At 64.3% G+C, this 25,585-nt stretch carries 20 protein-coding genes and 2 tRNA genes; 12 read left to right on the top strand and 10 right to left on the bottom strand.

Annotated features, from left to right (window positions below; genetic code table 11):
• Positions 1-98: 98 nt before the first annotated feature.
• Positions 99-3,635 (bottom strand): proline dehydrogenase family protein, encoded by a 3,537-nt coding sequence (locus Q2T94_RS12025; protein ID WP_436836828.1) that lies wholly within the window; start codon positions 3,633-3,635, stop codon positions 99-101.
• 227 nt (positions 3,636-3,862) lie between these two features.
• Between Q2T94_RS12025 and Q2T94_RS12020 the strand changes: the two genes are divergently transcribed.
• The 3 genes from Q2T94_RS12020 to Q2T94_RS12010 all read left to right on the top strand — a co-directional run bounded on the left by Q2T94_RS12020 (position 3,863) and on the right by Q2T94_RS12010 (position 8,218).
• Positions 3,863-4,807 carry a LysR substrate-binding domain-containing protein gene (locus Q2T94_RS12020; RefSeq protein WP_302264579.1) on the top strand — a complete coding sequence of 315 codons (945 nt, stop codon included), beginning with the start codon at positions 3,863-3,865 and terminating at the stop codon, positions 4,805-4,807.
• 180 nt (positions 4,808-4,987) lie between these two features.
• A complete protein-coding gene (gene putP, locus Q2T94_RS12015; RefSeq protein ID WP_264270199.1) occupies positions 4,988-6,505 on the top strand; it encodes a sodium/proline symporter PutP in 1,518 nt (505 codons plus the stop codon).
• Positions 6,506-6,697: 192 nt separating this feature from the next.
• Positions 6,698-8,218, top strand: coding sequence for a S10 family peptidase (locus Q2T94_RS12010; protein WP_302264562.1), 1,521 nt, complete (start codon positions 6,698-6,700; stop codon positions 8,216-8,218).
• Positions 8,219-8,272: 54 nt separating this feature from the next.
• Here the strand turns inward: Q2T94_RS12010 and ilvD are convergent, their stop codons facing one another.
• Positions 8,273-10,141 (bottom strand): dihydroxy-acid dehydratase, encoded by a 1,869-nt coding sequence (ilvD, locus tag Q2T94_RS12005; protein WP_302264561.1) that lies wholly within the window; start codon positions 10,139-10,141, stop codon positions 8,273-8,275.
• 78 nt (positions 10,142-10,219) lie between these two features.
• On the opposite strand from ilvD, the gene Q2T94_RS12000 reads away from it, so the two are divergent.
• The 3 genes from Q2T94_RS12000 to Q2T94_RS11990 all read left to right on the top strand — a co-directional run bounded on the left by Q2T94_RS12000 (position 10,220) and on the right by Q2T94_RS11990 (position 13,072).
• Positions 10,220-11,065, top strand: coding sequence for a helix-turn-helix transcriptional regulator (locus Q2T94_RS12000; RefSeq protein ID WP_302264560.1), 846 nt, complete (start codon positions 10,220-10,222; stop codon positions 11,063-11,065).
• 86 nt (positions 11,066-11,151) lie between these two features.
• The gene (locus Q2T94_RS11995) at positions 11,152-12,552 is read left to right on the top strand and encodes a DUF1731 domain-containing protein (RefSeq protein WP_302264559.1); all 1,401 of its coding nucleotides are present in this window, start codon (positions 11,152-11,154) and stop codon (positions 12,550-12,552) included.
• Positions 12,545-13,072 (top strand): methylated-DNA--[protein]-cysteine S-methyltransferase, encoded by a 528-nt coding sequence (locus Q2T94_RS11990; protein WP_302264558.1) that lies wholly within the window; start codon positions 12,545-12,547, stop codon positions 13,070-13,072. Before Q2T94_RS11995 ends, Q2T94_RS11990 begins: the two co-directional genes overlap by 8 nt.
• Before the next feature lie 116 nt (positions 13,073-13,188).
• On the opposite strand, the gene Q2T94_RS11985 is transcribed toward Q2T94_RS11990, so the two are convergent.
• Positions 13,189-14,277 carry an SH3 domain-containing protein gene (locus Q2T94_RS11985; RefSeq protein ID WP_302266414.1) on the bottom strand — a complete coding sequence of 363 codons (1,089 nt, stop codon included), beginning with the start codon at positions 14,275-14,277 and terminating at the stop codon, positions 13,189-13,191.
• A 431-nt stretch (positions 14,278-14,708) separates the two neighbouring features.
• Here Q2T94_RS11985 and Q2T94_RS11980 point away from each other — a divergent pair, with 431 nt between their 5' ends.
• Positions 14,709-15,125, top strand: a complete 417-nt coding sequence (locus Q2T94_RS11980) for a hypothetical protein (RefSeq protein WP_302264557.1) — start codon at positions 14,709-14,711, stop codon at positions 15,123-15,125.
• A 64-nt stretch (positions 15,126-15,189) separates the two neighbouring features.
• Here Q2T94_RS11980 and Q2T94_RS11975 read toward each other — a convergent pair.
• Positions 15,190-15,262 (bottom strand) — tRNA-Ala (locus tag Q2T94_RS11975).
• A 374-nt stretch (positions 15,263-15,636) separates the two neighbouring features.
• On the opposite strand from Q2T94_RS11975, the gene Q2T94_RS11970 reads away from it, so the two are divergent.
• Positions 15,637-16,251, top strand: a complete 615-nt coding sequence (locus Q2T94_RS11970) for a TetR/AcrR family transcriptional regulator (RefSeq protein ID WP_302264556.1) — start codon at positions 15,637-15,639, stop codon at positions 16,249-16,251.
• A 24-nt stretch (positions 16,252-16,275) separates the two neighbouring features.
• Here Q2T94_RS11970 and Q2T94_RS11965 read toward each other — a convergent pair whose 3' ends face one another.
• Together Q2T94_RS11965 and Q2T94_RS11960 are read right to left on the bottom strand one after the other, a co-directional pair.
• The gene (locus Q2T94_RS11965; RefSeq protein WP_302266412.1) at positions 16,276-17,409 is read right to left on the bottom strand and encodes an MFS transporter; all 1,134 of its coding nucleotides are present in this window, start codon (positions 17,407-17,409) and stop codon (positions 16,276-16,278) included.
• Between the two features lie 308 nt (positions 17,410-17,717).
• Positions 17,718-18,971, bottom strand: coding sequence for an NAD(P)/FAD-dependent oxidoreductase (locus Q2T94_RS11960; protein ID WP_302264555.1), 1,254 nt, complete (start codon positions 18,969-18,971; stop codon positions 17,718-17,720).
• A gap of 352 nt (positions 18,972-19,323) precedes the next feature.
• On the opposite strand from Q2T94_RS11960, the gene Q2T94_RS11955 reads away from it, so the two are divergent.
• Entirely contained in the window at positions 19,324-20,193 is an 870-nt protein-coding gene (locus Q2T94_RS11955) for an endonuclease/exonuclease/phosphatase family protein (RefSeq protein ID WP_302264554.1), read from the top strand.
• A 21-nt stretch (positions 20,194-20,214) separates the two neighbouring features.
• On the opposite strand, the gene Q2T94_RS11950 is transcribed toward Q2T94_RS11955, so the two are convergent.
• On the bottom strand, positions 20,215-20,889 hold the full coding sequence (locus Q2T94_RS11950; protein WP_264270188.1) for an alpha-ketoglutarate-dependent dioxygenase AlkB family protein: 675 nt from the start codon (positions 20,887-20,889) through the stop codon (positions 20,215-20,217).
• A gap of 72 nt (positions 20,890-20,961) precedes the next feature.
• Positions 20,962-22,116 (bottom strand): N(5)-(carboxyethyl)ornithine synthase, encoded by a 1,155-nt coding sequence (locus Q2T94_RS11945; protein WP_302264553.1) that lies wholly within the window; start codon positions 22,114-22,116, stop codon positions 20,962-20,964.
• Positions 22,117-22,542: 426 nt separating this feature from the next.
• Here Q2T94_RS11945 and Q2T94_RS11940 point away from each other — a divergent pair, with 426 nt between their 5' ends.
• A complete protein-coding gene (locus tag Q2T94_RS11940) occupies positions 22,543-23,709 on the top strand; it encodes a DUF4232 domain-containing protein (RefSeq protein WP_302264552.1) in 1,167 nt (388 codons plus the stop codon).
• A 21-nt stretch (positions 23,710-23,730) separates the two neighbouring features.
• Here Q2T94_RS11940 and Q2T94_RS11935 read toward each other — a convergent pair.
• Positions 23,731-23,803: transfer RNA gene (locus Q2T94_RS11935), tRNA-Ala, on the bottom strand.
• A gap of 76 nt (positions 23,804-23,879) precedes the next feature.
• A complete protein-coding gene (locus Q2T94_RS11930; RefSeq protein ID WP_264270243.1) occupies positions 23,880-24,092 on the bottom strand; it encodes a helix-turn-helix domain-containing protein in 213 nt (70 codons plus the stop codon).
• 403 nt (positions 24,093-24,495) lie between these two features.
• Here Q2T94_RS11930 and Q2T94_RS11925 point away from each other — a divergent pair, with 403 nt between their 5' ends.
• Both Q2T94_RS11925 and Q2T94_RS11920 read left to right on the top strand, forming a co-directional pair.
• Positions 24,496-24,972, top strand: a complete 477-nt coding sequence (locus Q2T94_RS11925; RefSeq protein WP_302264549.1) for an Lrp/AsnC family transcriptional regulator — start codon at positions 24,496-24,498, stop codon at positions 24,970-24,972.
• 94 nt (positions 24,973-25,066) lie between these two features.
• The gene (locus tag Q2T94_RS11920; RefSeq protein ID WP_302264548.1) at positions 25,067-25,462 is read left to right on the top strand and encodes a RidA family protein; all 396 of its coding nucleotides are present in this window, start codon (positions 25,067-25,069) and stop codon (positions 25,460-25,462) included.
• Positions 25,463-25,585: the final 123 nt, after the last annotated feature.

The raw sequence follows: 25,585 nt of genomic DNA, 5'->3' as shown, positions 1-25,585 counted from the left end.
ACGACCGCCGTCAAGCATTGTCCGGCAGCACGCAGGAGGCCCGCGACTTCCCCCTTGAGGGGACTGCCACGGGCCTGCTGCGTTGGAGCTTTAGGTTACTAGATAACCGCGTCGCTCAAGTGGTTCGGGGTGCCGAAGCGGTGCGCGGTGATGGAGACCGCCTGCTCGTGCAGGAAGGTCAGCATTTCCACCCGCCCTGCGGAAACCACGTTGTTGCCGTAGATGGCGACATCGGGCTTGCCTCCGGTGGCCTCGGCCACGTCCAGGACCGAGCCGCCGATCAGGCGGATGCGGGCCGCGGAATCCGGGCCGGTTTTGGCGGCCAGGCGGGCGGCGCGGGCGCCGAAGGCCTGGGCATCCTCAACCACGACGGTGGCAGAGGATTCGGCGAGCACCGTGCGGATTGCCGAGGGAATCTCGACCGCGGAGGAAACCGTGACGCGGGATCCGGCGGCGATGCCCGCGGCAACGACGCGCAGCAGTTCCGCGATGCCGTGGCCCGAGGTCTCGTTCTCGAAGCGAATCGTCACCGGCAGGGCGCGGTAGCGGAACACGTTGCGCTCCGCGTGCAGGCCGGAGACGTCCTTGGCGGTGTTGAACTCAGTGGTCCAGGCGGCGTTGTCCGACGCCAAGGCACCCTCGAGCCAGGAAAGATCTGCCTCGGCGATGTCGGTTCCGCGCGCGGCGTTCAGCAGTGCGGTCGAGGTGGCCGAAAGCTGGCCGGCCTGTGCCACCGGGGCGTCTTCCCAGGAGCCCATGCCCACCAGGTAGTTCGGTCCGCCCGCCTTGGTGCCGGCACCGATGGCCGACTTCTTCCAGCCGCCGAAGGGCTGTCGCTGCACGATGGCACCGGTGATGCCGCGGTTGATGTAGAGGTTGCCGGCCTGGATGTTCTCCAGCCAGTAGGCCATCTCGCCCGAATCCAGCGAGTGCAGGCCGCTGGTCAGCCCGTAGTCGATGTCGTTGACGATGGAGACGGCCTCTTCGAGGGTCTCTGCGGTCATCACGCCGAGGATCGGGCCGAAGTACTCGGTCAGGTGGTACTCGGAACCGCGCTTGACGCCGGAGCGCACACCCGGGCTCCACAGCTTGCCCGACTCGTCAAGCTTCTGGGGCTCGAGCACCCACTTCTCGCCCTCGCCCAGGGTGGTCAGGCCGCGCAGCAGCTTGCCCTGTGCCGGTTCGATGACCGGGCCCATCTGGGTCTGCGGGTCCTGCGGGTAGCCGACCTTCAGTGAGCGGATGTCATCGATCAGCTGGTTGTGGAAGCGCTTGGAGTCCGCTGCCGAACCCACCAGGATCACCAGTGAGGCGGCCGAGCACTTCTGGCCGGCGTGGCCGAAGGCCGAGGCGGCGACGTCCTTGGCCGCCAGGTCCAGGTCGGCGTTCGGGGTGACGATCACCGCGTTCTTGCCGCTGGTCTCGGCCAGCAGCGGCAGGTCCTTGCGGAAGGAACGGAAGAGCTGGGCGGTCTCGTAGCCGCCGGTGAGGATCAGGCGGTCGACGGCCGGGTGCGAGACGAGCTCGGTGCCCAGGTCGCGCTCGGAAAGCTGGACCAGCTGCAGGACATCGCGCGGCACGCCGGCTTCCCACAGGGCCTCGACCATGACCGCGCCGGAGCGTGCCGCCTGGCCGGCGGGCTTGATGATGACCGAGGAGCCGGCGGCCAGCGCCGACAGGGTCGAGCCAGCGGGGATGGCGACCGGGAAGTTCCACGGCGGGGTGACGACGGTCAGCTTCGAGGGCACGAAGGTGGCGCCGTCGATCGTGTACAGTTCCAGGCCGCGCTGGGCGTAGTAGTGGGCGAAGTCGATGGCCTCTGAGACCTCGGGGTCGCCCTGGTCAAGGGTCTTGCCGCATTCGGAGCCCATGACCTCGAGCAGGTCGGCGCGGCGGGCCTCGAGGGCGGCACCGGCGCGGTGCAGGATGGCGGCGCGGGCCTTGGCGCCCATGGCCTGCCAGGATTCGGAAGCCGAAACTGCGGTCTCGACGACAGTGTTCAGCTCGTCCTCGGTGTGGATCATGGCCTTGGCCACCGAATCAACACCGAGGGTCGAGCCGACCATCTTGTTGACGATCTCCCGGCCCCAGGCACGGTTGCCCGGCAGGTCCGGGTCGGTGTCGGGGGTGTTCTCGAAGTCGAGGGTGCCGTCGGCCAGCCCGGCAAGCTTGGCCTCCACGGCGGCGGCGTCGACCACGTTGCGGTCCTGGATGCGGTGCGGGGCCGGGATGCTGTCATCCAGGTCGGCCAGGGAGGCCAGGAAGCGGTTCTTCTCGCGCTCGAACAATGCCTCGTTCTTGTCCAGCTCGAAGACCGCGGACATGAAGTTCTCCTGGCTGGCGCCCTCTTCGAGGCGGCGGATCAGGTAGGCGATGGCAACGTCGAACTCGCCCGGGTGCACGACCGGCGTGTAGAGCAGCAGGCGTCCGACGTCCTTGCGCACGGCCTCGGCCTGGCCGGTGGCCATGCCCAGCAGCATCTCGAATTCGATGCCGGCGGTGACGGAACGGCCCTGGGCCAGCAGCCAGGCCAGGGCGACGTCGAAGAGGTTGTGGCCGGCGATGCCGATGCGCACGTTTTCCACGTGCCCGGGGCGCAGCGCGTAGTCCAGCACCGACTTGTAGGAGGTGTCCGAGTCCTGCTTGGTGTTCCAGGTGGCGACCGGCCAGCCGTGCAGGTTGGCTTCCACCTGCTCCATCGGCAGGTTGGCGCCCTTCACGACGCGGACCTTGATCGGGGCTCCGCCCAGACCCACGCGTTTCGCGGACCATTCCTGCAGGTGGATCATGGCCGAGAGGGCGTCGGGCAGGTAGGCCTGCAGCACGATGCCGGCCTCGAGGTCGCGGAATTCTTCGCGGTCAAGGATCTTGGTGAAGACCGCAATGGTCAGGTCCAGGTCCTTGTACTCCTCCATGTCCAGGTTGATGAACTTCTTCTTGGGCGCGGAGGTGGCGGCCAGGCGGTAGAGCGGGATGAGCTTCTCGATGATGTGCTCGACGGCCTCATCGAAGGCCCAGTGGTTGTGCGGGGCCACGGTGGAGGAAACCTTGATGGACACGTAGTCGACATCGTCGCGGGCCAGCAGCTTGTGGGTGCCTTCGAGGCGGCGGGCGGCTTCGCCCTCGCCGAGGATGGCCTCGCCCAGGAGGTTGACGTTGAGGTCGATGCCTTCCTTCTTGATCTTGGAGATCGAGGCGCCGAGCTTGGCGTCGGTGGCGTCGATGATCAGGTGGCCGACCATCTCGCGCAGCACCTTGCGGGCGATCGGGACGACGATGCCCGGCATGATCGGGGCCATGGTGCCGCCGAGGGCGACCGCGGACTTCATATACCAGGGCAGGAAGGAGGGAACCTTCGGGGCCAGGGACTTGAGGTTGCGGGCCGCGACCTTCAGGTCCTCGGGGCGGATCACGCCGTCGACGAAGCCGACAGTGAAGTCCAGGCCGTTGGGGTCCTTCAGCACGCCGGCGAGCTGTGCGGCTGAGGCGTCAACCGGGACTTTCGAGCCCTCCGTGAGCCAGTGGCGCACCAGCTTGACGGTCTCGTCGGCCAGGTCTTGGGGGCGGACCAGGGGGGTGCCATCGGCGGCGAGGGCCGGTGGGACTACACGCACGTGCGAAGTCGATTGGGACACGGCTGCTTCTCCTAGGAAGAAAGGGGGCTGGGGAGCTACCACTACCCATCTTGCACACGAATGGTGTCGCATTGATAGGCGGGGTTCACCAGACAGTATGACCCTTTTCATCCCTTCAGCAAAAGTGAACAAAGCCGAATGTTTTCCTTCGGTTTTACCAATGTATTCTGGGGTGTCACCAACCACCGTGATCCACAGGGATCACCCGGCCCACCCGGGAGCCGACCATGCTGGAAATCCGACGCCTGCGACTGCTGCGCGAACTGAGCATCCGCGGCACCATCGCCGAGGTCTCCGACGCGCTGAGCTACAGCCCCTCCTCGATCTCCCAGCAGCTTTCACTGCTCGAAAAGGAGACCGGCGTGAAACTGCTACGCAAGGTCGGGCGGCGCCTGCAACTGACCCCGCAGGCCGAGGTGCTGGTGGCACACACCGACGAATTGCTTGATTCCATGGAACGGGCCGAGGCAGACCTCGCCTCCACCCAGCAGGCCGTGGCCGGCACGGTGCGCCTGGCGGTCTTCCAAACCGCGGTACTTTCGCTGATCCCCTCGGTGCTGCGCGAGCTGCGCCAGGACTTCCCCCACCTGCGCGTGGAAATGGTGCAGCACGAACCGGAAACGGCGCTTCATGAGACGTGGGCGCGGGATTTCGACCTGGTCGTCGCGGAGCAGTACCCCGGCCATGCGGCGCCGCACTATGCCACCCTGGACCGCAAGATCCTGGCCCACGATGCCATCCGCCTGGCCCTGCCGGCGCGGGACGAGGCGATGCCTGCCGAGTTCCACCATGTCACTGCCATCGAGGCCGCCGCCGGCCTGCCCTGGGTCATGGAACCGCGTGGCGCGGCCTCGCGGCACTGGGCCGAACAGGCCTGCCGCATGGCCGGGTTCGAACCCGACGTGCGCTACGAGACCGCCGACCTGCAGGCCCACGTCAGGCTGGTCGAATCCGGCAACGCCGTGGCCCTGCTGCCGGACCTGGTCTGGGCCGCGCGCAAGCGCGATCTGCGCATCGTCGATCTGCCCGGGGCGCCGCAACGCACCATCTTCACCTCGGTGCGCCACTCCTCCACCCAACACCCGGGGCTGGTCGCAGTCCGCAACGCCCTGCATGCCCAGGCGGCCGCTCTTCCGGCGCCCACGGATGTCGACCCGGAGGCTGTAAGTTAGGTCACAAACAGGTAACGCCGGGGTGAGAGCGGCCACACGGCATCGAATTTTCCTGTCATACTCGAGGTCGGTTGCGAACGAACGGCACGTGCCACGGGGCAGTGCAACCATGCCCCCGGCAGCAAAACACGCCGAGGATCACCCTTCCCCGGCTCGCCCAACCTTCATGAGGTCCACAACATGTCCGACTCAACATTCCAGCTGATAGCCATTGCGGTGTATCTCGCAGCAATGCTGGCCATCGGCTACTTTGCGTTCAAGCGCACCAACGACATCGACGATTACATGCTCGCCGGCCGCGGGCTCAAGCCGGGAGTCGCGGCATTGTCCGCAGGTGCCTCGGACATGTCCGGATGGCTCCTGATGGGCCTGCCCGGCGCGATCTACCTCAACGGGCTGATCGAAGCCTGGATCGCGATCGGCCTGACCATCGGCGCCTGGTTGAACTGGAAGTTCGTCGCCCCGCGGCTGCGTTCCTACACGGCCGTCGCACAGAACGCGATCACCATCCCGAGCTTCTTTGAGAAGCGGCTGAAGGACAACAGCCACTTCCTGCGCATCGCCGCATCGGTGATCATCCTGGCCTTCTTCACCTTCTACGTTTCCTCCGGCATGGTGGCAGCGGGCAAGTTCTTCGAGTCTTCCTTCGGCTGGAACTACTTCACCGGCCTCTTTGTGGTTGCCGGCGTCACGCTGCTCTACACGCTCTTCGGCGGATTCCTCGGTGCCACCCTCACCGACGTGGCCCAGGGCCTGCTCATGTTCGCCGCACTGATTGCCGTCCCGATTGTCGCCATCTTCCAGATGGGCAACATCGGGGACCTCGGCTCCAAGATCAAGGACGTGAACCCCGAGGCACTGAACCTGTTCTCCAGCTTTAACACCACCAACGGGTTCCTGGCGGCAGTGGCCATCTTCTCCACCGCGGCCTGGGGCCTGGGCTACTTCGGCCAGCCTCACATCATCGTGCGCTTCATGGCCCTGCGCTCCCCGTCCGAGGCCAAGACCGCCCGCCGCATCGGCATCTCTTGGATGGTGCTCACCGCCGTCGGCGCCATCGTCACCGCATTGGTCGGCATCGCCTACTTCGCCGACAGCCCGGAGAAGGAAATCACCGACCCGGAGACCGTCTTCCTGCTGCTGAGCCAGATCTTCTTCCACCCCTTCGTTGCCGGCCTGGTGCTCGCGGCGGTGCTGGCCGCGATCATGTCGACCATGTCCTCGCAGCTGATCGTGTGCTCCTCGGCCTTGGTCGAGGACCTGTACAACATTGCCGGCAAGAAGCTCAGCCCCCAGCGCGAGGTCATGCTCGGCCGCTCCGGCGTGCTCGTCGTGGCAATCGTCGCCGCGGCGCTGGCCCTGAACCGGGACTCCAGCATCCTGGATCTGGTGTCCTTCGCCTGGGCAGGATTCGGAGCCGCGTTCGGACCGATCGTGCTGCTGAGCCTCTACTGGCGCAAGCTCACCTCCACCGGTGCGCTTGCAGGCATGCTCACCGGTGCCGTCACGGTCTTCGTCTGGGGCAACATCGACGTGCTCTCCTCTGCCATGTACGAAATCGTTCCGGGCTTCGTGCTGAACCTCGTCGTCGCCGTGCTGGTCTCGCGTGCCACGTACAAGCACAATGCGACCATCGAGGAAGAGTTCACCGCAATGGAAAATGAAGTCGAGGAGAACGCTCCCTACGTGGTTTCCTGACATTCGCCTCAAGCCGCAACAAAGTCCCCTCTTCACCGGTTTCGGTGAAGAGGGGACTTTCTTTTGACTTGGTAAGATCCGCACCGCCCAGGACACCGGCGAACACGCTCGCCTGCCGGCGGCAATGCTTCGACCGCTCCCTCTTATGGCGGCCACCGCAAATCGAGGGACCGTCGCGGGTAGGATCTTGGCATGCCTGATGTTTCCGCAACCTCCCCGACCGCGCCCGAAGCCACGCCCAAGCCCGATGTCGTGGACGACTTTGTCACCCGGAGCCATCGCACGGCCTCCGGCCTGCGCTACACCAGCACCACCGGGCGCATGGTGCTGCGCAAGGAGGAGGACGCCGAGGGGAAGACCGACGGATTCAACGCCAAGGCGGAGATCTTCCTGGTGTCCTACACCGCGGACACCGAGGAGGCACCCGTTGCCGGGCAGGCGGCCAAGTCCCGCGCCAAGAAGCCGGCAGGCCCGCCCGCGGCCAACCGCCGGCCGGTGGTGTTCGCCTTCAACGGCGGCCCCGGTTCGGCCAGCCTGTGGCTGCACATGGGCCTGCTGGGTCCGCGCATCGTTGATTCCGGAGACGTGGGCAGCATGGCTGCCGCGCCCTACGGCGTCATCGACAACCCGGAGTCCTTGCTCGAGCACGCGGACGTGGTGATGATCGATCCGGTGAACACCGGGTTCTCGCGCGTGGTCTCCGGCGGCACGATTGACGAGTTCCACGCCTTCGAGTCCGACCGCGACCTGGTCGCCGAGGTCATCCGGCTCTGGATCACCCGCAACCAGCGCTGGCTCTCCCCCAAGTACCTCATCGGCGAGTCCTACGGCACGATGCGCGCCGTGGCGGTGGCCAGGCGCCTGCAGGAGGCCCACGGCCTGGCGGTGAACGGACTGGGGTTGATCTCCACGGTGCTGAACCTCTCCACGCTGGACTTCGCCCCGGGCAACGACACCCCCTACGCCCTGCATCTGCCCACCTACGCGGCCATCGCGCACTACCACGGCCGGCACGGCAACCGCCCCCTGCAGGAGGTGGTGCGGGACGCCGAGGACTACGCCTCGGGCGACTACGTGGTGGCGCTGCATCTGGGCAACCGGCTCTCCAAGCGCAAGTACGACTCCGTGGTCAAGCACCTGGCCGAACTCACCACGCTCTCCGAGGCCTTCATCCGCCGCACCAACCTGCGCTGGGAGTACATGGAGTTCGCCACCGAGCTGCTGCGCGAGAACGGGCTGATGGTCGGTCGCATCGACGGCCGTTTCACCGGCGTGCCCCCGCGCCTGCAGGAATCGCACACCTGGGACGACCCGTCGCTGCGCGCCATCACCCCCGCCTATGCCGCGGCCATCAACCACTACGTGCGCGCGGAACTGGGCTACGAATCAGACCTGCCCTACGAGGTGCTCACCGGACGGGTGCACCCCTGGAGCTACGGCGGGTTCGAGGGCAAGCCGATCGACGTGACCCGGGACCTGGAACGCCTGCTCATCGACATCCCCGATATGCGCGTCCACGTCGACTACGGCTACCACGACGGGGCCACCCCGCACTTCGCCGCCGAGTACGTGTGGGCGCACCTCGAGGTCCCGGCCGCGGTCCGGACCCGCTTCACGCACCACTATCACGCCGCCGGGCACATGATGTACCTGGATCCGGCCGTGCGTTCGGCCCAGCTCGCGGCGTTGGCCGAATTCGTCACCCAGGCGTAGACAAGCGAGGCCGGACCCCGCTTGGGGTCCGGCCTCGCTTACCTGCCTGCTTGCCTAGGAGAGGACTGCCTGCTTCTGCACGATCTGCGGCACGTGCCGCACCGCGCCCTTGTCCGCCGAGAGCGCGAAGGCGGCATAGGCACGCAGCGCCGGGGAGACCACGCGGTCGCGGTCCCGCGGCTGGTAGCCGATGGTGGATTCCAGCACCGCGCGGCGCCGGGCGAGTTCGTCCTCGCTGACTTCCAGCGTGATGGAGCGGGCCGGGATGTCAATGGAGATGGTGTCCCCGTTCTCCACCAGCGCGATCGCGCCGCCCGCAGCCGCCTCTGGCGAGATGTGGCCGATCGACAGTCCGGATGTTCCCCCGGAGAAGCGCCCGTCGGTGATCAGCGCGCACTTGGCCCCGAGCCCCAGTCCCTTGAGGAACGAGGTGGGGTAGAGCATTTCCTGCATGCCCGGTCCGCCGCGCGGACCCTCGTAGCGGATCACGACGACGTCGCCGGCGACGATCTCCTTGCTCAGGATCGCGGTGACGGCATCGTCCTGGGATTCGAAGACGACCGCCGGGCCGGAGAACTTGAAGATCGATTCGTCAACGCCGGCGGTCTTCACCACGGCCCCGTCCAGGGAGATGTTTCCGCGCAGCACGGCCAGGCCGCCCTCGACGGAGTGGGCGTGTTCCATCGAGTGGATGCAGCCGTTCTTGGCGTCAAGGTCCAGGGTGTCCCAGCGCTCGGACTGGGAGAACGCCTCGGCGGAGCGCACGCAGCCGGGGGCGGCATGGAAGAGCTCGATGGCCGTCTCGGTGGCCTTGCCGCCGCGGATGTCCCAATCGTCCAGCCACGACCGCAGGTCCGGCCCGTGCACGGAGCGGACGTTGTGGTTGAGCATTCCGCCGCGGTCCAGTTCGCCCAGGATGGCGGGGATGCCGCCGGCGCGGTGGACGTCCTCAACCAGGTACTCGCCGTTGGGGGCGACCTTGGTCAGGCAGGGGGTGCGGCGGGAGATCGCATCGATGTCATCGAGGGTGAAGTCCAGCTCCGCCTCCTGCGCAGCGGCCAGCAGGTGCAGGATCGTGTTGGAGGACCCTCCCATGGCGATGTCCATGGTCATGGCGTTCTCGAACGCGGGGCGCCCGGCGATGGCGCGCGGGAGCACGGACTCGTCGTCGTCGAAGTAGTAGGACTTCGTGATGTCCACGATGGCGCGGCCGGCGTCCTCGTACAACTCCTTGCGGGCGGTGTGCGTGGCCAGCGTGGTGCCGTTGCCCGGCAGGGACAGGCCGAGCGCCTCGGTGAGGCAGTTCATCGAGTTGGCGGTGAACATTCCCGAGCAGGATCCGCAGGTGGGGCAGGCGGCTTCCTCGATGCTCAGCAGGTCCTCGTCCGAGACGGAGTCGTTGACTGCGTCGGCGATGGCGGAAATCAGGTTCAGGCGCTTGCGCACGGTGCCGTCCACCAGCACGGCGGTGCCGCCCTCCATCGGCCCGCCGCTGACAAACACGGTGGGGATGTTCAGCCGCATGGCGGCCATCATCATGCCGGGGGTGATCTTGTCGCAGTTGGAGATGCAGATCAGCGCGTCGGCGCAGTGCGCGTTGACCATGTACTCGACGGAGTCGGCGATCAGGTCGCGGCTGGGCAGCGAGTAGAGCATGCCGCCGTGGCCCATGGCGATCCCGTCGTCCACCGCGATGGTGTTGAACTCGCGCGGGATTCCGCCGGCCTCGATGATGGCATCGGAGACGATGCGGCCCACCGGCTGCAGGTGGGTGTGGCCGGGGACGAATTCGGTAAAGCTGTTCGCCACGGCGATGATCGGCTTTCCGAAATCGGAACCCTTGACGCCGGCGGCGCGAAGCAGGGCGCGGGCGCCGACCATGTTGCGGCCGTGGGTGACTGTTCGTGAACGTAATTCAGGCATTGGACCAGTCAACCAGCAACGCGGTTGCGGTGGAAGACGCTGCTAATACTAGTAGTGGGAGTGATAGATTTAGGTTCCATGAGTGATGGAAGAAGACAGGAACTGGGGCAGTTCCTGCGGGATCGGCGCGGCAACCTCGTCCGTGCCGAGCTGGGCCTGCCGCCGATCGGGCGCAACCGCATGCTGGGACTGCGCCGGGAAGAGATTGCCGCTTTCGCCGCGGTCAGCGTCACCTGGTACACCTGGCTGGAACAAGGCAGGGAAATCAATGCCTCCCGCCAGGTGCTTGAATCCATCACCCGGGTGCTCGCCCTGACTGCCGCCGAAACTTCCTATGTGCTGGCCCTGGGCGGATACACGGCCGTTCCCCCAACCGAGGTCAGCACCGTCGAGCAGGCACCCGAGCACCTGCAGCGGCTGCTCGAAACCTTCGATTTTCCGGCATTCGTGGTGGCCCCGGACTGGGGCATCGCCGGCTGGAACCATGCCTACGAGGGTCTCTACGCGCGCATTGCCGCCGTGGACCCGGCGGAGCGCAATCTGCTCTGGCTGATCTTCACCGACCCGCACTTGCGCAAGATGCTGCCCGACTGGGAAGAAACCTCGCGGCATTTTGTGGCCGAGTTCCGTGCCGAGGCCGGCGCCCGACTCGGCTCCGCTGCCCACACGACCCTCATCAAGCGGCTCTCCGAAGCCAGCGGGCAGTTCGCCAAGCTCTGGGCCGACCGCGGCGTGGAGCGGTTTGCCTCCAGGCAGCGCGTGTTCCTGCATCCGGTCGCCGGCGAGCTGGTCTTTGAGCAGCACCGGCTGGTGCCCTCGGACGCGCCGGAACTGCACCTGGTGATGTACGCGCCGGTGCCCGGAACGCCGACCAGGGATCGGCTGCAGATGCTCCTCGCGCCAACATCCGTCGAACCCGGGTGAACATGCCGCCGTCCGTCAGCCGATAGCCTTCCCGACCGGCACCACCGCGGTAGTGGCCGCACCGCAAGGGTGGCTAAGCTGGAACCATGGCATGGCAGCGCACGCAAACCCATTTCCTCGCACTTTCACCCGCGGCCCTGTGGGAGGTGCTGCGCGACCCGGCCCGGGTTCCCGAATGGCACCGGGCCATCGCGGGCCTGCAGCCACACGAGGTGCCGGCAACTGCCGGGACCTTGCTGGACCTGGTCCCCGCGGGCAAGCTCATCGGCAAGGTCCATTCGGCCACCGCACCTCCCGCCGTGGTTACCAGCGTCAGGGAGGGCACCTCCATCACCTGGCGCCAGCCCCAGCCCGGCGGCCACCTGATGGTGAACTGGTCCCTGCGCAAGGTCAAGGGCGGCACCGAACTCACCCAGTGTGTGTCGGTCTCCGGGGCCGCGTCAGCGGTTTTCGAACGGACGGCCGCCCGGCCGATCGCCTCAAACTTCGCCGAAAACTGTGCCCGCCTCTACACCCTTGCCGGCGGGGCGGCAACGCAACAATTGCGCGTCGTGATTGCCGGGGGCCACGGGTTCCTGGGTGCCCGCGCCGCGGCCGACCTTTTCTGCCGCGGCCACGAGGTCGCCATCCTCACCCGCAGCGTTCGTCCCGACAGCCCGTACACCCAGATCCGCTGGGACGGGAAAACCCAGGGCCCGTGGTCCACCAGCCTGTACCGCGCGGGGCGCAACACCGCGGTGTTGAACCTGGCCGGGGAATTGGTGGACCTGCCGCCCACCAAATCCAACGTTGCCCTGCTGCGCAACTCCCGCGTCGATTCCACCCGCGCCCTGGTGGACGCCTCGCGTGCGGCACCCGCCCCGCTGGCGGCATTCCTGCAATCGAGCACCACCGCGATCTTCGCCGACGCCGGGGAGCAACGGCTCACCGAGGAATCGGCGCTGCCCTCCGGCGCACGGGCCCTGCCGCAGATGACCGGGGTGGCCCGGCCCTGGGAAGAGGCAGTAGTCGGGGCCAACGCCGAACGGCTGAACATCCTGCGCACCTCCCTGGTCTTCGAGCAGGAAAGCCCGCTGGTCGACCGGTTGTCCCTGCTGGCCGGCGTCGGCCTGGGCGGCCCGGTTGCCGGCGGGGAACAATGGGTCAGTTGGATCCACCTGGCCGACTGGCTGCGCGTCATTCGCGCGGCCCTGGGGTTGGAGGAGAACCTCTCGCTACCCGGCGGCGTCATCCATCTGGCGGCACCGCACCCGGTGCGCAACCGGGAGATGATGGAGGCACTGCGAGCCAAGGTCGCACCGGGGCCACTGCGCAGGTTTGCGCTGCCGACCCCGCGCCCGGTCCTGGCAGCGGGCGCCGTGGTGTTGAACACCGACCCGGCGCTGGGCACCACAGGACGACACGTGACATCCACCGTGCTCGCCGAGGCCGGGTTCGAGTTCGAGTACCCCGACTTCGAGACAGCGCTGGGGCAGATCCTTGACTAGCGGACGCGTGCTGCGCCATGGCCTGATGGACTCCCCCATTGGAGGACTGCGGATCGTGGCCTCCCGCCACGGGATCACCGGCATCTACATGGAAAACCACGCCCACCCCCTGGACTCCAGGGTGTTGGGCGAGCGGCTGTCCTCCGTGGCCGATGATCCGGGCATCGCCCTTTGCGCCGGCCAGTTGGCCGAATACTTTGCCGGGACCAGGACATCGTTCGAGGTGCCACTGGATGCGCAGGGAACCGAGTTCCAGCAGCGGGTCTGGGCGCGCCTTGCTCGGATCCCCTTCGGTGCCACCCGCAGCTATGGCCAGCTGGCCCTGGAACTGGGGGATGAAAAGCTGACACGCGCCGTGGGAACCGCCAATGGGCGCAACCCCATTGCGATCGTGGTCCCCTGCCACCGGGTCATCGGTGCCGATGGGTCAATGACCGGCTATGCCGGTGGGCTGGGCGCCAAGGAGTTCCTGCTGCGCCACGAAGGCATCCTGCCCGAGGCCGAGGCTACTCTTTTCTAGGGGCTCGTGCCCTCCCCTGATTCAGGCCAGGCACCCGAAAATCTTCGCCGTGGTGCCTGGGCCCGGGGCACGGCCCCTGTGACCGAATACCTCGGCCGCCTCGCCGCGTTTAGGGTCTAGCAAGGCAGTGAGGCGGGCAGCCTCACCGGGGTCCGGGCAACCACACCGACGCCGTCGGACCCGTGGTAGGCGCGGCAGACCCCGACGCCGCGCTTGGCAAGATTTGCCTTGATTTGCCGTAGCGAATCAGGCGCGAATCCCTGCCACTGCATGTGCATCAGGACGGTGTCCCCGGGCCGGGCGGCAGAGGCGCGCGCCACAGTGATGGATTTGGATTTCACACTCCAGTCCAGGGTGTCGCGCGACCACGTCCAAATGGCCATGCCCACCCGATCGTAGGCGCACCTCACACTGGCATCAATGGCGCCAAATGGCGGGCGGCCAAAGTTGGTGCGCACCCCGGAGCCGCCGAGTTGGGCGGCAGCAGCCGCACAGCTCAGGCGCCGCAAGTCGGGGTGGCTCACCGAATGGTTGATGACCCATTGACCCTTGGCACGGGCCAAGGCAGCCAGATCCACCCCATAACGGGCCCTGAAGGATGAAAGGCAATTGCCGGTGGGGGCAATAACCAGACCCATGTTGTGGTCAGCGGCATACTTGATGGTGGCCGTGAAGGAACTGAGCGTGCGCGGGCAGTCGTCGAAGGTCAAGACCACGCGAGAGGTGCGGTTCGGACCCGTGGATTGTGGAGCCCGGGGCGCCGAAGTCGAAGAGCCGGAACCCGTGCTGGTAGTTACATAGGTGTTGCTGACCCAGCCCGTCCGTCCCGCGTAGCCCACTTTGTACCATCCGTTGGAGGCACGCGCCGACACCTTCACGGTGGTGCCCCGTGGAATGGTCACCAGAACCGCATAGGCCGTGCTTGGTCCGGTGCGTAGGTTGAGCCCTGCCGTGGTCCGCACCGTGGCAGGCAGTCGGCCAGGAGCTGGTGCTGCGGAGCGCACAATGCTCACGTATTTGTTACTGATCCAACCCGTCCGTCCCGCGTAGCCGACCTTGTACCAACCGTTGGCTGCCCGTGCTGTCACCTTGACGGTGGTGCCCTTGGGAATAGTCACAAGTCTCCTATGGGCGGTACTCGACCCCGTTCGCAGGTTGAGGTTGGCCGTGGTCTTGACCTTGGCCGGCAAAGCCGTTGCCACCATGACCGAAGTCGAAGCTGCGCCCTCGACCTGAATCGCGCCTCGGACCGCGGGCGTTTGGCGCGCTTCGGCTGCCAACGTCGGTGCCGACGAAATGACCAGTCCCACGGCCACGAAGATTCCGCACGCACTTCGAACAAGATTGTTTTTTCCCCAATGCCACAGCATCCCAATGATCTCTCTGATTTTGCTTCCCCAAGAAGGCTCTTGGGGAAAGTATGGGGCTGCATGTTTGCCGCGGCAACTGTTGTGCCAACTCGTTCCCAAATCGTTCAGATAACCCTGAAAACATCCGCCAAAGGTAACGTCTTGGTCCTGTGCGCGAACCAGGTCTCCCAGCCAATTTTCGGGATCCAGGAATAGCGTGAAGAAGAGGAATGATCTGCGGGTTTTCCGCCTGTGGAAGGCATTCGTCGCAGGAATGAGGGATTCCCATGGATCGCGTGGCAATCGTTTACTATCAACGTGATGCTCTGGCCAAGTTGCGCGCCGCTGAACTGGCCGAGAAGCTCCACTCCCGCGAAATACGAAGCGAAATCCTCAAGGTCGCCAGCTCCTCCGCACATGAGCTCATCTACTTTGACGGAGTGGTCCTGGTAGGTCCGCTGCATTTCTCACGCATGCATGGACTGGCGCTGGTCAACGCCGTCTTCGGATTCCGGCCCGTGGCGCTGCTGCTGACCGGAATGGGAGATACCGATCGCATTCTTCGCCTGTTGCCCAGGAATATGCGTGGTGAAGTACCGGTCTTTACCGTCGGGGATGACGACAACCCGCATACAGGGCTCGAACCGTTGGTAACTTGGCTGCGCGCGATGATGGGCTTTTCGGGGTACCGCGCGGTCGGCTGAGCCCCCTCATAGGCAGGCAACGCAAAAGGCCCCAAACGCAATGTTTGAGACCTTTTGTCTTTCGTGGAGGTAAGGGGATTCGAACCCCTGACCTTCTGCATGCCATGCAGACGCGCTACCAACTGCGCCATACCCCCGAAAAGGATCAGTTCAAGGCTTTCTCGAAAGGCTGCCGAACCGAGATAACAATCTACAGCACGATGTGCCCCATGCGCCAATCGAGCGTGGAGCACTGGCGCCGTTCCCCCTGAAAACGTCGCCACCAGGCGCCCCATAGGCGCGAAAGCATGCGGAAAAACAACGACAGCCCATCCGAACATGACATCGATCACAGGCATCGAGAGTGATCTGGCACAACATGTCGACCAGTCCTCACGCGGCGGGGAGCATCCACCGCCCCCGAGGGCCGACGAGAGTATTTGACCGCGTCGTTGCAAGTCAGGATAGGTACCCAATACCAGTGCATGACAGGTTAGTAAGAGATGGCCCAAAATCTCGCTACTCTATCAACATGGCAATTCGTGGTTCATACGCAAAGGGCATCGCTAAACGCGCCGAAATTCTAGATGTCGCGCTGGAGGTGTTCGCCGTCGAGGGCTACCGGGGAACATCGCTACGCAAGGTCGCAAGCCTTTGTGACCTGTCCCTGGCCGGTGTGATGCACTACTTCGACTCCAAGGAAGACTTGCTCGTCCAGATACTGCGCGAGCGCGACGCCCGCAATGAAATCAGCGGAACCATTGCCGAACAAGAGGGTCGCTTCGAGGATATTTTGGGGCAGGGTCCCAACGAGCCGGGGCTGATTGCCCTGTATGTCACCATGGCGGCAGCTGCCGCGGATCCCGCACATCCCGCAGCTGCGTATTTCCAGGAACGAAATGCCCGCCTGCTGAAGTTGTCCGAAGATTCTTACTATGCCGACAAGCCCAAGCCATCGGCCGAGGAACTCGAGTACTTCCACGCGATGACCCGGATGGTCCTGGCCACGGCCGATGGACTGCAACAACAGTGGCTGGTGGACCGCAGCGTCGACGTCGTGGGCACCATGAAGCTGTTGATGGAACAGTCCCACGAGGCAACGGAGCGCAAGCTTGCGACATTTCGTGCCGCAACCGGCGACGCATAGCGTGAGGCAATAACAGCGAACCTGCTAGCTTGCCGCCGACGAAAGTCGCTTGGCACGCCATCCCGTGGCCAAGGCCAGCAACAGGCCGATCAAGGCGAGGCCGGCACCCAGGAATGAAGGGGCGCGGTATCCCAATCCGGCGGCGATGACGGCGGCGCCCAGCGCCGCACCAAGCGCGTTGGCAACGTTCAGTGCCGAGTGGTTCAGTGAGGCGGCCAGTGATTGGGCGTGTGGTGCGGAGTCCATGAGCAATGCCTGGAGCGCAGGAATCAGCAACGATCCGGTTCCGCCCAGGATGAAGACGAGGATCAGTGCCGGCACCGCATGGGTGGATACCAGGCCGAACACGGTCATGAACACGACCATGGCGGTTGTTGCCACATAGATGGCTCCCAGTACGGACCAGTCGGCCAGTCGTCCGCCGATCAGCGAACCGACCACCATGCCGACCCCATAAAGGCCCAACACCAGCGGGACGGCCGTGATCGGCAGCCCCGTGACATCGGTGAGGATCGGGCTGATGTAGGAATACACAGCAAAGAATCCACCAAAGCCGACGATGCCGGTCAACATGGCCATCCAGACCTGCCCACTGCGCAGTGCCGAGAGTTCCCTGCGGATACTGGCGCCTTGGTGTGCCGGGGAAAACGGCACGAACATGCGAATGGCGACCCACGTCAAGGCACCGACGAGACCGACGACTGCGAACATCCAGCGCCAGCCCAGATTCTGCCCCAGGAAGGTCACCACCGGTACGCCGATCACGTTGGCGACCGCGAGACCCATCATCACCCACGCTATGGCGCGACCCCGCATCGATGCGGGCACCAACGTGCCGGCCAGGATGGCTGCGATGCCGAAGTAGGCCCCATGCGGGAGACCGGCAAGGAACCGGGAAACGAGCATCCATTCGTAGTTCGCGGCAAAGAGCGAGCCGAGGTTGGCGAGGGTGAAGAACGCCATGAGCCACAGGACCATGGTCTTGCGGGCGACACGGGCGCCCAATGCGGTCAGAATCGGGGCGCCGACAACAACACCCAATGCGTAGGCGGAGATCAGCAGACCCATCTGTGCGTTGCTGACACCTAGGTCCGCTGCACCTTCCTGCAGCAGGCCCATGATGGTGAATTCCGTGGTGCCGATCCCGAACCCGCCCATGGCAAGCGCCACGACCGCCAGGAACAGTTGCCGTCCGGACAATTGGGTGCTGCTGCTCGACCGGCTGTTGCCCAGGGCAGTTACGTCGGAATTCACGGGTACCTTTTTTCAATGGCTCAGCGGAGGGTAGGCGGCAGTGCGCGGTGCATTGGCCTCGTCGCCGCCTCCTCAAGCCTACGTCGCCACAGGCGCTGACAGGGATGTTCGTGAGCATGCCCACGGCCACGACCGTTTCAGCGGATACTCCACCCCCTCACGACGTCGGGGACCTCCCGCCGCTTGCCGACCCAAGGACCGCTGACTTGGTGCTACAGCGCCATCAGGTCGTTGTCTGTGTCTTGGAGGGTGGCAACGGGGATGTTCTTCCCGATCATCGTGCGAAGGTGGTCGTTGACATCCCAGATGTTCACGTTCATGGCGGCGGTGATCACGCCCTTGCGCAGCCAGAAGATGATGAACTCCCCCGAGGTCATGTCACCGCGCACGACGGCTTCGTCATCGGCTCCGCGGTCGCCGACGTATTCCATGCCCAAACCGAATTGGTCGGTAAAGAAGTACGGCAGCCAATCGTAGGATTCGTCGCGTCCGAGGATGGTGGCTGCCGCAAGTTTGCCCTGGCGGATGGCGTTGTCCCAGTGTTCGACCCGGATGGCTCGACCCAGGGCGGTGTTGCGGGCCTCGGCAATGTCGCCGATGGCCAGGATGTCCGGGTTGCTGCTGCGCAGGTGCTCATCGACCACGACCCCGGTACCGATCTCGAGTCCGGCGGCCACGGCAAGTTCGTTGTTCGGCACCGCGCCGATGGCCAGAAGCACGAAGTCCGCGCGGATGTCACCGGTCGGGGTCTGCACGGCCAATCCCTTATCGGGGTCCAAGGCGATCCCGCTGACGGCGGTCCCGAATCGGCATTGGACGCCGTTGGAGACATGGAGCTGTGCCACATGGGAACCGAATTCGGAGCCCATCGCCGTAGCAAGGGGAACTGGATCCGGAGTAATGACGGTGACCTCCACTCCGGCGGCGCGCGCCGAGGCTGCGACCTCCATGCCGATCCATCCTGCGCCAATGATGACCAGATTCTTGCCGGACACCAGCTGCTCCTTGAGCCGTTTGGCGTCTTCAAGCGACCGGAGCGTGTACACGCCGGGCAGGTCCCACCCCTCCATGTTGGCGTTGCGACCACCTAACCGGGAACGGCAACCTGTGGCGATCACGAGGTTTTCATAACCCACGGATACAGGGCCGCCCAACTCGACCTTCTTGGCGGAAACGTCAATGGATTCGGCGGTGACGCCCAGGCGGAGATCCACGTCAGCCTCTACGTACCAGTCGGCGGTGAAGGGCGGCAGCTCCTGGGCGGGTTTTCTGCCTTGGAGGTATTCCTTGGACAACGGAGGCCGCTCATAGGGAACTTCGTTCTCGGAGGCGATGAGTGTAATCGGCTTGGTGTAGCCGCCCTCGCGCAACGCATGGACACAGTGCGCTGCGGCAAGACCGCCACCAATCACCACGGTCCCCAGCTCACCTTGCGTCGTCGATCCAGCCATTGCCGCTTCACTCATGGTGTTCGTCTCCTGTCAGAATGGTGCCACCCAGCAAGACCCGCCAGGTCCGGAAAATCGGAGTAGCCATTAGGATTTCTAGTTTTAGAATCTCACCTTGAGCCCTCGTAGTCGAGAGGTCGGTAGCCAGCCCGCACTTTGCCCGGATCCAATCCGGGTGCACCCAGGAAATCCTTGGCCGAATCACAGCCCCGGTTCACGCTTCCATCAGGCCCATGTGCGACCCTTGGTAGCGATGTCTGATTATTCTGCCCGGTCCCGCGCTGTGAAAAGTACGCAACGCCGGCGATCGCGTGCCCATCGGTTCCTGCGTTTTCTGGTGATTATTGGCGCCCTGGCAAGTGCCACGCTAATGGCGTTCCACGCCCGGGTTCCCGATTTCCTGGGCTTGGGTCTGCTCCTTGACAACGCCGCACCATGGATGGGCCTGGCGGTACCGGCGTTGCTCCTGCTCGCCTTGGCGTCCCGTAGCCGGACCTCCTTGGTCGTGCTCCTGGTTCCGGTTTTGACTTGGCTTGTCATCTTTGGCCCAGCGATTGTTCCGCTGTCATGGTCCGCTCCCCGGACGGGTGCCGCCACATTGATGCTCAGTAGTCAGAACATCAAGGCAGGCACCGGGGGTGCCGCGCAATCGGCTCTCGAACTGGCCGAGGACGGAAGCGACGTCATTGCCTTGCAGGAACTCGATGCCGGCAGCGCCCAGCGCGTCAGCTCCGCCCTGGAGGATGTGTATCCACACCACTTCGTGGTGGGCACCGTGGGAGTGTGGAGCAAGTACCCACTCACGAACTCCCAACCACTCGAATTGGGCCTGGGCTGGAAGCGTGCCCTCTCAACACAGGTCGATGCAGCCTCCGGGAGCCTTCGGCTGTACGTCATCCATGCCGCCTCGGCGCGTCCCAACGACCACTTCGATCGCGACGAAATGCTGAAACAGTTGGCAGCCGTGGTTCAGGCCGATCCCGAGGAAAGCATGATGGCCGTGGGTGACTTCAATGCAACTAGCACCGACCGCGCCTTCAAGAAGATTTCCTCGATTCTCGACGAGCCCAATCAGGATGACGGGCTCCTTGGCTTCACGTGGCCACGCTCGCCCTTCCCCATGATGCGACTTGACCATGTCCTGGTCCGCGGCTTGGAAGTCACCTCGAACACCAATGTCGAAGCCGGGCCCAGCGACCATCTGGCCGTTCAAACGGTCGTGAATCTACCCGGGCAATAAATACGGACAGGGCCGGCCGCACTAGCCGTCCGGCAAGCCCGTGACCCGCATGGTGATGTTGATGCGTCCCGTTTCAAGCCCGCAGTCGGCCGGCGCCGTGCCGGGCAGGATCTTGGTGACCCCGTGGTAGGCAAGGCGGGCTGGCCCCCCGAACACGAACAGGTCTCCCGAAGCCAGCAGGATGTCCTCGTAGGGTTTGTTCCGGCTCCGCGTATTTCCGAACCGAAATTGGCAGGAGTCACCGATGGAGATTGAGACCACCGGTGCGACCGACCGTTCGTCGCGGTCCTGGTGCATGCCCATCCTGGATTCGGCCCCGTAATAGTTCACGAGCGCAGTGTCCGGGGTGTACTGCTCGGCCGCTGCAGCATCCCGGGTCGCAGCGAAGATCGCCTTGCGGCCAAGCCGGACCATCCAGTCAGGAAAATCCAGCACCCTATTGCCGTTGACATCAATGGCCTCGCGCGAATACGCATAGGGACGCCAGTGCCAACCCAGGCAGACGGTCTGCACCGACATTTCATGGGCGCCGATTTTTGCCGCACGCGGCGGCACGGGCCCCCGCCCCCATTCGTGGAACCGTGCTACCAGCCAGCGCTGCTCCTCCGGGCTCAACCAATCGGGAATCCAATAAGCGCCGGGAGCAAGCTCCCGCCTGGGTCGGTCCAGAAAACTCTCGGAGAAGAGGGTACCCATGTCATCGCCTCCTGGTGCCACGGCTGCCGGGCGGTTACCGCTGCTTCCGCATTCCCAAACCTGTCCCGGGAATCAGTTCTTTGCCATCATATGCGGGTATTCCGCAGACCTGTTTTGGAACTCCAGGATGGCCGGGTTCTGGATCACGCCGTCACGAATCTCGATGGCCCGAGCAATCGTTTCGTTTTCTTTCCAGGCCGTCGGTCCGTCCATTACCGAATTTAGGAACGGCAACAGGCCTTCGCTTATTTCCCAGCTTGCGGAATTCCACAAATAGGAGGGGCTGTGATCAACCGAGTAGTAGTTGATATTCCGGCCAACGGTGAACATCGGCTGGGCGAAGGTCGTGGGCTTGGCCCATTCAAAACCCATTCCCTCGTCACACGAAACATCGATGATCAGGCTGCCCGGATAAAACGCCGCAAGGTCCTTGGTCTGAAGATACATCAATGGGGCGTTCGGGTCCTGCAGCGTGCAGTTCACCACGATGTCGCTTTCGGCCAGGAACGGCGCCAGCGGCAATCGTCCCTCGTCCGTGATGACCTCACTCAGATTCGGTCCGCCGTCGTGGTCGAACTGCACCATTTGGACCGAGTGGATGGGTGAAGCGACCGCGGCTACAGACCGACTCGTCAGGACGCGCACATCGTGGACGCCATGGGCCCGCAGGGCGGTGACCGCTCCACGGGCGGTGGCGCCAAACCCAATGACGGTCGCCGATAGCCTGCGCCCATAGTCACCCGTCAGGCCGCAGAGCTGCAGGGCGTGGATGACCGACGAGTAGCCCGCCAGCTCATTGTTCTTGTGGAACACATGAAGCCCGAAGCCGCCGTCCGTGCCCCAGTGATTCATGGCCTCGAAGGCAATCACGTTCAGTTTCTTGTCAATGGCCAGCTGCGTCAGCGCAGTGTCCTGGACACAGTGCGGCCAGCCCCACAGCGTCTGCCCCTCATGCATTTCCATCAGATCCGAGACCTGGGGCTTGGGCAAAAGTACGATGTCGCTGCCGGCGATGGTTTCCTGGCGGGTGGCAAATCTTCCGACGAAAGGTGCGAGTTCTTCGTCGTCCATGCCGCAAGCCGCCCCGTATCCGGCTTCAACCGTGAGGAGGTTCTTGAAACGCGGGTCAATCCGTTCAAAATGTGATGGGTGGATCGGCAAACGCTTCTCGTCCACCTTGTTCGAAGTACCAATGACACCCAGTGTAAGTTCGTTCTTAAAGCCCATGCGTCTTGTTCTCTTCCTATGTGGAGCAGCCCAAAATGGACCGCCCCATAGGGCTTACGGTACACGGGTCGTCCTAACCTTGCCTCCGAAAAAGTCTTGGCGCCTCGCCCCGAAGCCTCCGGGACATTGGGCGTCGTCGCGATCGAAAGGAGGGCAATTCCCACGGCCGACATGGCCGTGAGCGGACTGCCGGCATCCTGCCGTCGGTGCTCCGGCACGTCCCTGCGTGACTCGCGATGGCGTGTGACCATATCCGGCGGCATGAAGTCCGTCTGCGCCAGTTGAGGTCAAAGATGATGGGCTCCGTCTGCCCGAATGTCTCGCAAGTATCCTTCGGCGGATCGGAAGTTCATTGGTGACAGATCCACACCAGTCAGCGTCGAGGGGTCATTCGAACCGCGAGTCGGCTCGGATAGGCTCAGTGGCATGGGACAACACGAAAAAACAACGATCGGCACGGCATGGATCGTCGGCGGGGCGGGGATCGGCTGGCTGGTCAGCGGAGCGCTCAGCGGCTTGATGCTCGCCCATCAGGTCCGCCTGCCGACCCAATTCACCCGCATGTTGTTTCCCGAGACAATTTCAATGCGAACCTGGCAATCGGCCCAGCCGTGGCCGATCCTGCTTTCCCTTTTTTCTGTCCTGGCAGTGATGGCGTTGACGCTCCTGCTGCTGCGGGGAGCCGGCATGCGGGCTGGTCGGCCACCTCTCGGATTCCTTGCCACGTGGATGTCCATCGTTCTTGCGGGCTTCGCCACGGCGACCTTGTCCTCCCTTGGCTACGCCGTTGCCTCTTGGCCTCCGGCGCGCTTGGCCTGGTTGTTGGACGGTATCCAGCCCGCTTTGCTGGCGGCAGGTTATTGGGGAATCGTCTGGGGCTGGCTGCCGGCTTTGGCGGGAAACCTCGCCATGAAATCCGAGAAACGGCTCGCGGGCCCGAAGTCCGTGCGGCGACCTGTCGATGGCATGCCGTTGCTGATCGCAGGGCTCCTCGCGGTGATACTAGTCGTCACGATCCCCGCCGCGTACACATACACCGAAGAAACCGTGACCCCGCAGGCTGCACCGCCGCCGCCGGCCACTCCCTCACCGACACCATACGGCTGGCCGGACCGGTCGGACGCCTTCCAGCCTGCCAAGGACAACTGGTGCGCGGGCGAAGAAGTGTCAATCTCTTGGCACGAACCCGAGGGTGCGACGGGACACCGGGGCATGGGCTTTGACCTGACGAATACCGGGACCGGGCCTTGCGTCTTGGAGTCCTATCCCGACATCGCCTTCAACAACGCCGAAGGGTGGGCCATAGAGGTGTTGGTGGTCCATGGCGGATCCTTCATGACTGACGACCCCGGGGTCTCGATCATCACCCTGCCGCCCGGCAAGAGCGCACGGGCATATCTTGGCTGGAACGCGATGGCGGCAGCCGGCGATGTGCGCACCGGAACCATGCTGGTTACACCGTATTCAGGAACGTTGCGCCACAGTTCGCAGGTGGACCTGGACATCATTGACGGCGGTGCCGTATCGGTCACGGCTTGGGAGCCCGTCCTGGAACCAGCCGGTTCAAACAAAAGCACCCGGCCAAAACCTTAAGGTTCCGGCGGGTGCCATGTGTGGAGCATAGCGGAATCGAACCGCTGACCTCTTCGATGCGAACGAAGCGCTCTACCAACTGAGCTAATGCCCCGCGTTGCGGCCTGGACCCGCAACATTTTTAGCCTAAACCCGTCTTGGCCCACGTGCAAAATCGTCGGTCGGCCACATCACGCTTCGTCGTTGCCTTCTGCGGTTCCGGTCTCTATGGATTCTCGCGCCGTCGTGTACTGGCGCTGGATGTACGCTTCGAGCTCACTGCGCTCCACGCGCCACACTCCGCGTCCGCCAATCTTGATTGCCGGAAGGTCCCCGCTGCGCACCAAAGACCGCACCTGCGGCAGGTTTACATTCAACTCGTCGGCGACATCTTCTAGACGCATGAACCTCATGTATTGAAGGCTACATGCTCCCGCAACCAGCAAAACGTCACCCGACACATTTGTGGATAACTTCGGCGCTTTTCGGGTTAACGAAGCGGCGGTATCCCGACAAAAAACAAGAGTGGTCCGCGATGACTCCACGTTGTTGGAATCTTTGCGGACCACTCTTACGTTTCGACCTGAGACCTTGTGGGCCAACCTGTAGCGCGGCCTGGATCCGGTCCCGCTACGGGGGTCTGCCTACCGTAGCTTGTGACCTTGGTTGAGCTTCTAACAACTACTAAAGCAACAACCGGGCATACCGTGCAACACAGTTGGGAATCACTGATCATTTTGACTAACATGGAGCGGTAGCTACCGAACAACTTGGTCAGTCTGACCGAACCTAGGCGAAGGAGCCGGAATGACGCCGGAATCGTACCAACTGGATGATACGGATAGGCGCATTCTCTTGGCCCTGGATGAGGATCCCAGGATTCCCACGATGATGCTCGCACAGAGATTGGGTTTGGCGCGCGGCACCGTACAGACCCGCATGGAGCGGCTTGCAAGCTCCGGGGCGTTGCGCCCGAACTCCAGCCGCGTGAAGCCGGCTTCGGTTGGTCGCGGAGTTTCCGCCGTCGTCAGCGCGGAGCTGGACCAATCGCACCTTGAAGAAGCCATCGCGGCGTTGAGCCTGATTCCCGAGGTCCTTGAATGCGTCGCCCCGGCAGGCGACACCGACCTGCTGATCCGCGCCGTTGCCAAGGACCCGGATGACCTCTACCGCGTCAGCGAGGAAATCCGCCTCTGTCCGGGAATCACCAGGACCTCGACGTCCATGATCCTGCGCGATGTGATCCCGTACCGCACCACGGCGCTTCTCAACCACCTGCGCTAGACCCGCGCTGGGGTCCCGGTGACTGCCAGCTCGATGCCCTAGTCTTTTCTGGGTGGCACCTTGCTACCCACACCACATCGAACAGAGGAGCATCATGGGCGCTGCGGGCCTTACAAATATCGACGTTGCAGGCATGACCACCGAGGCAAGTCCCTTCCCGAGCGCGACCCGCGCAGGCGATCTGGTCTTTGTTTCAGGGATGGTCTCCAAGGACGAAAACAAGGTCTTGGTCGGCAAGGGCGACATCTACGCACAGACGGTGCAGACACTCAGGAACCTGCAGACCGTCCTGGCGGCCTACGATCTGGGACTCGACGCCGTCGTCACCACGACGGTCTACATCAACGACGCCGCCATGGCCGGCGAATACAACCGCGCATGGGTTGACACCTTCGGCGGCCACCGTCCCTCACGCGCCACCATCGTGGCGCCGCTGCTGGCACCCGAACTTCTGGTTGAGGTCCAAGCCACTGCCTGGGCAGGGAAGTAACCGCACCGATTTTTCGGCGGGCCGGGTCCCAAGGAACTCGTGGCCGGGCACGGCTCGCCGAATCACGTGCAATATCGACCGCTGGGGACCCCCATCGCAGCTTCGACCCCCGCCAAGACGGTC

This window comes from Paeniglutamicibacter sulfureus (genome assembly GCF_030512175.1).
In the GTDB taxonomy this organism is placed as follows: Bacteria; Actinomycetota; Actinomycetes; order Actinomycetales; family Micrococcaceae; genus Paeniglutamicibacter; species Paeniglutamicibacter sulfureus.
Note: the sequence above shows the minus strand (reverse complement) of the source record. Positions and strands in the feature narration are given on the sequence as shown.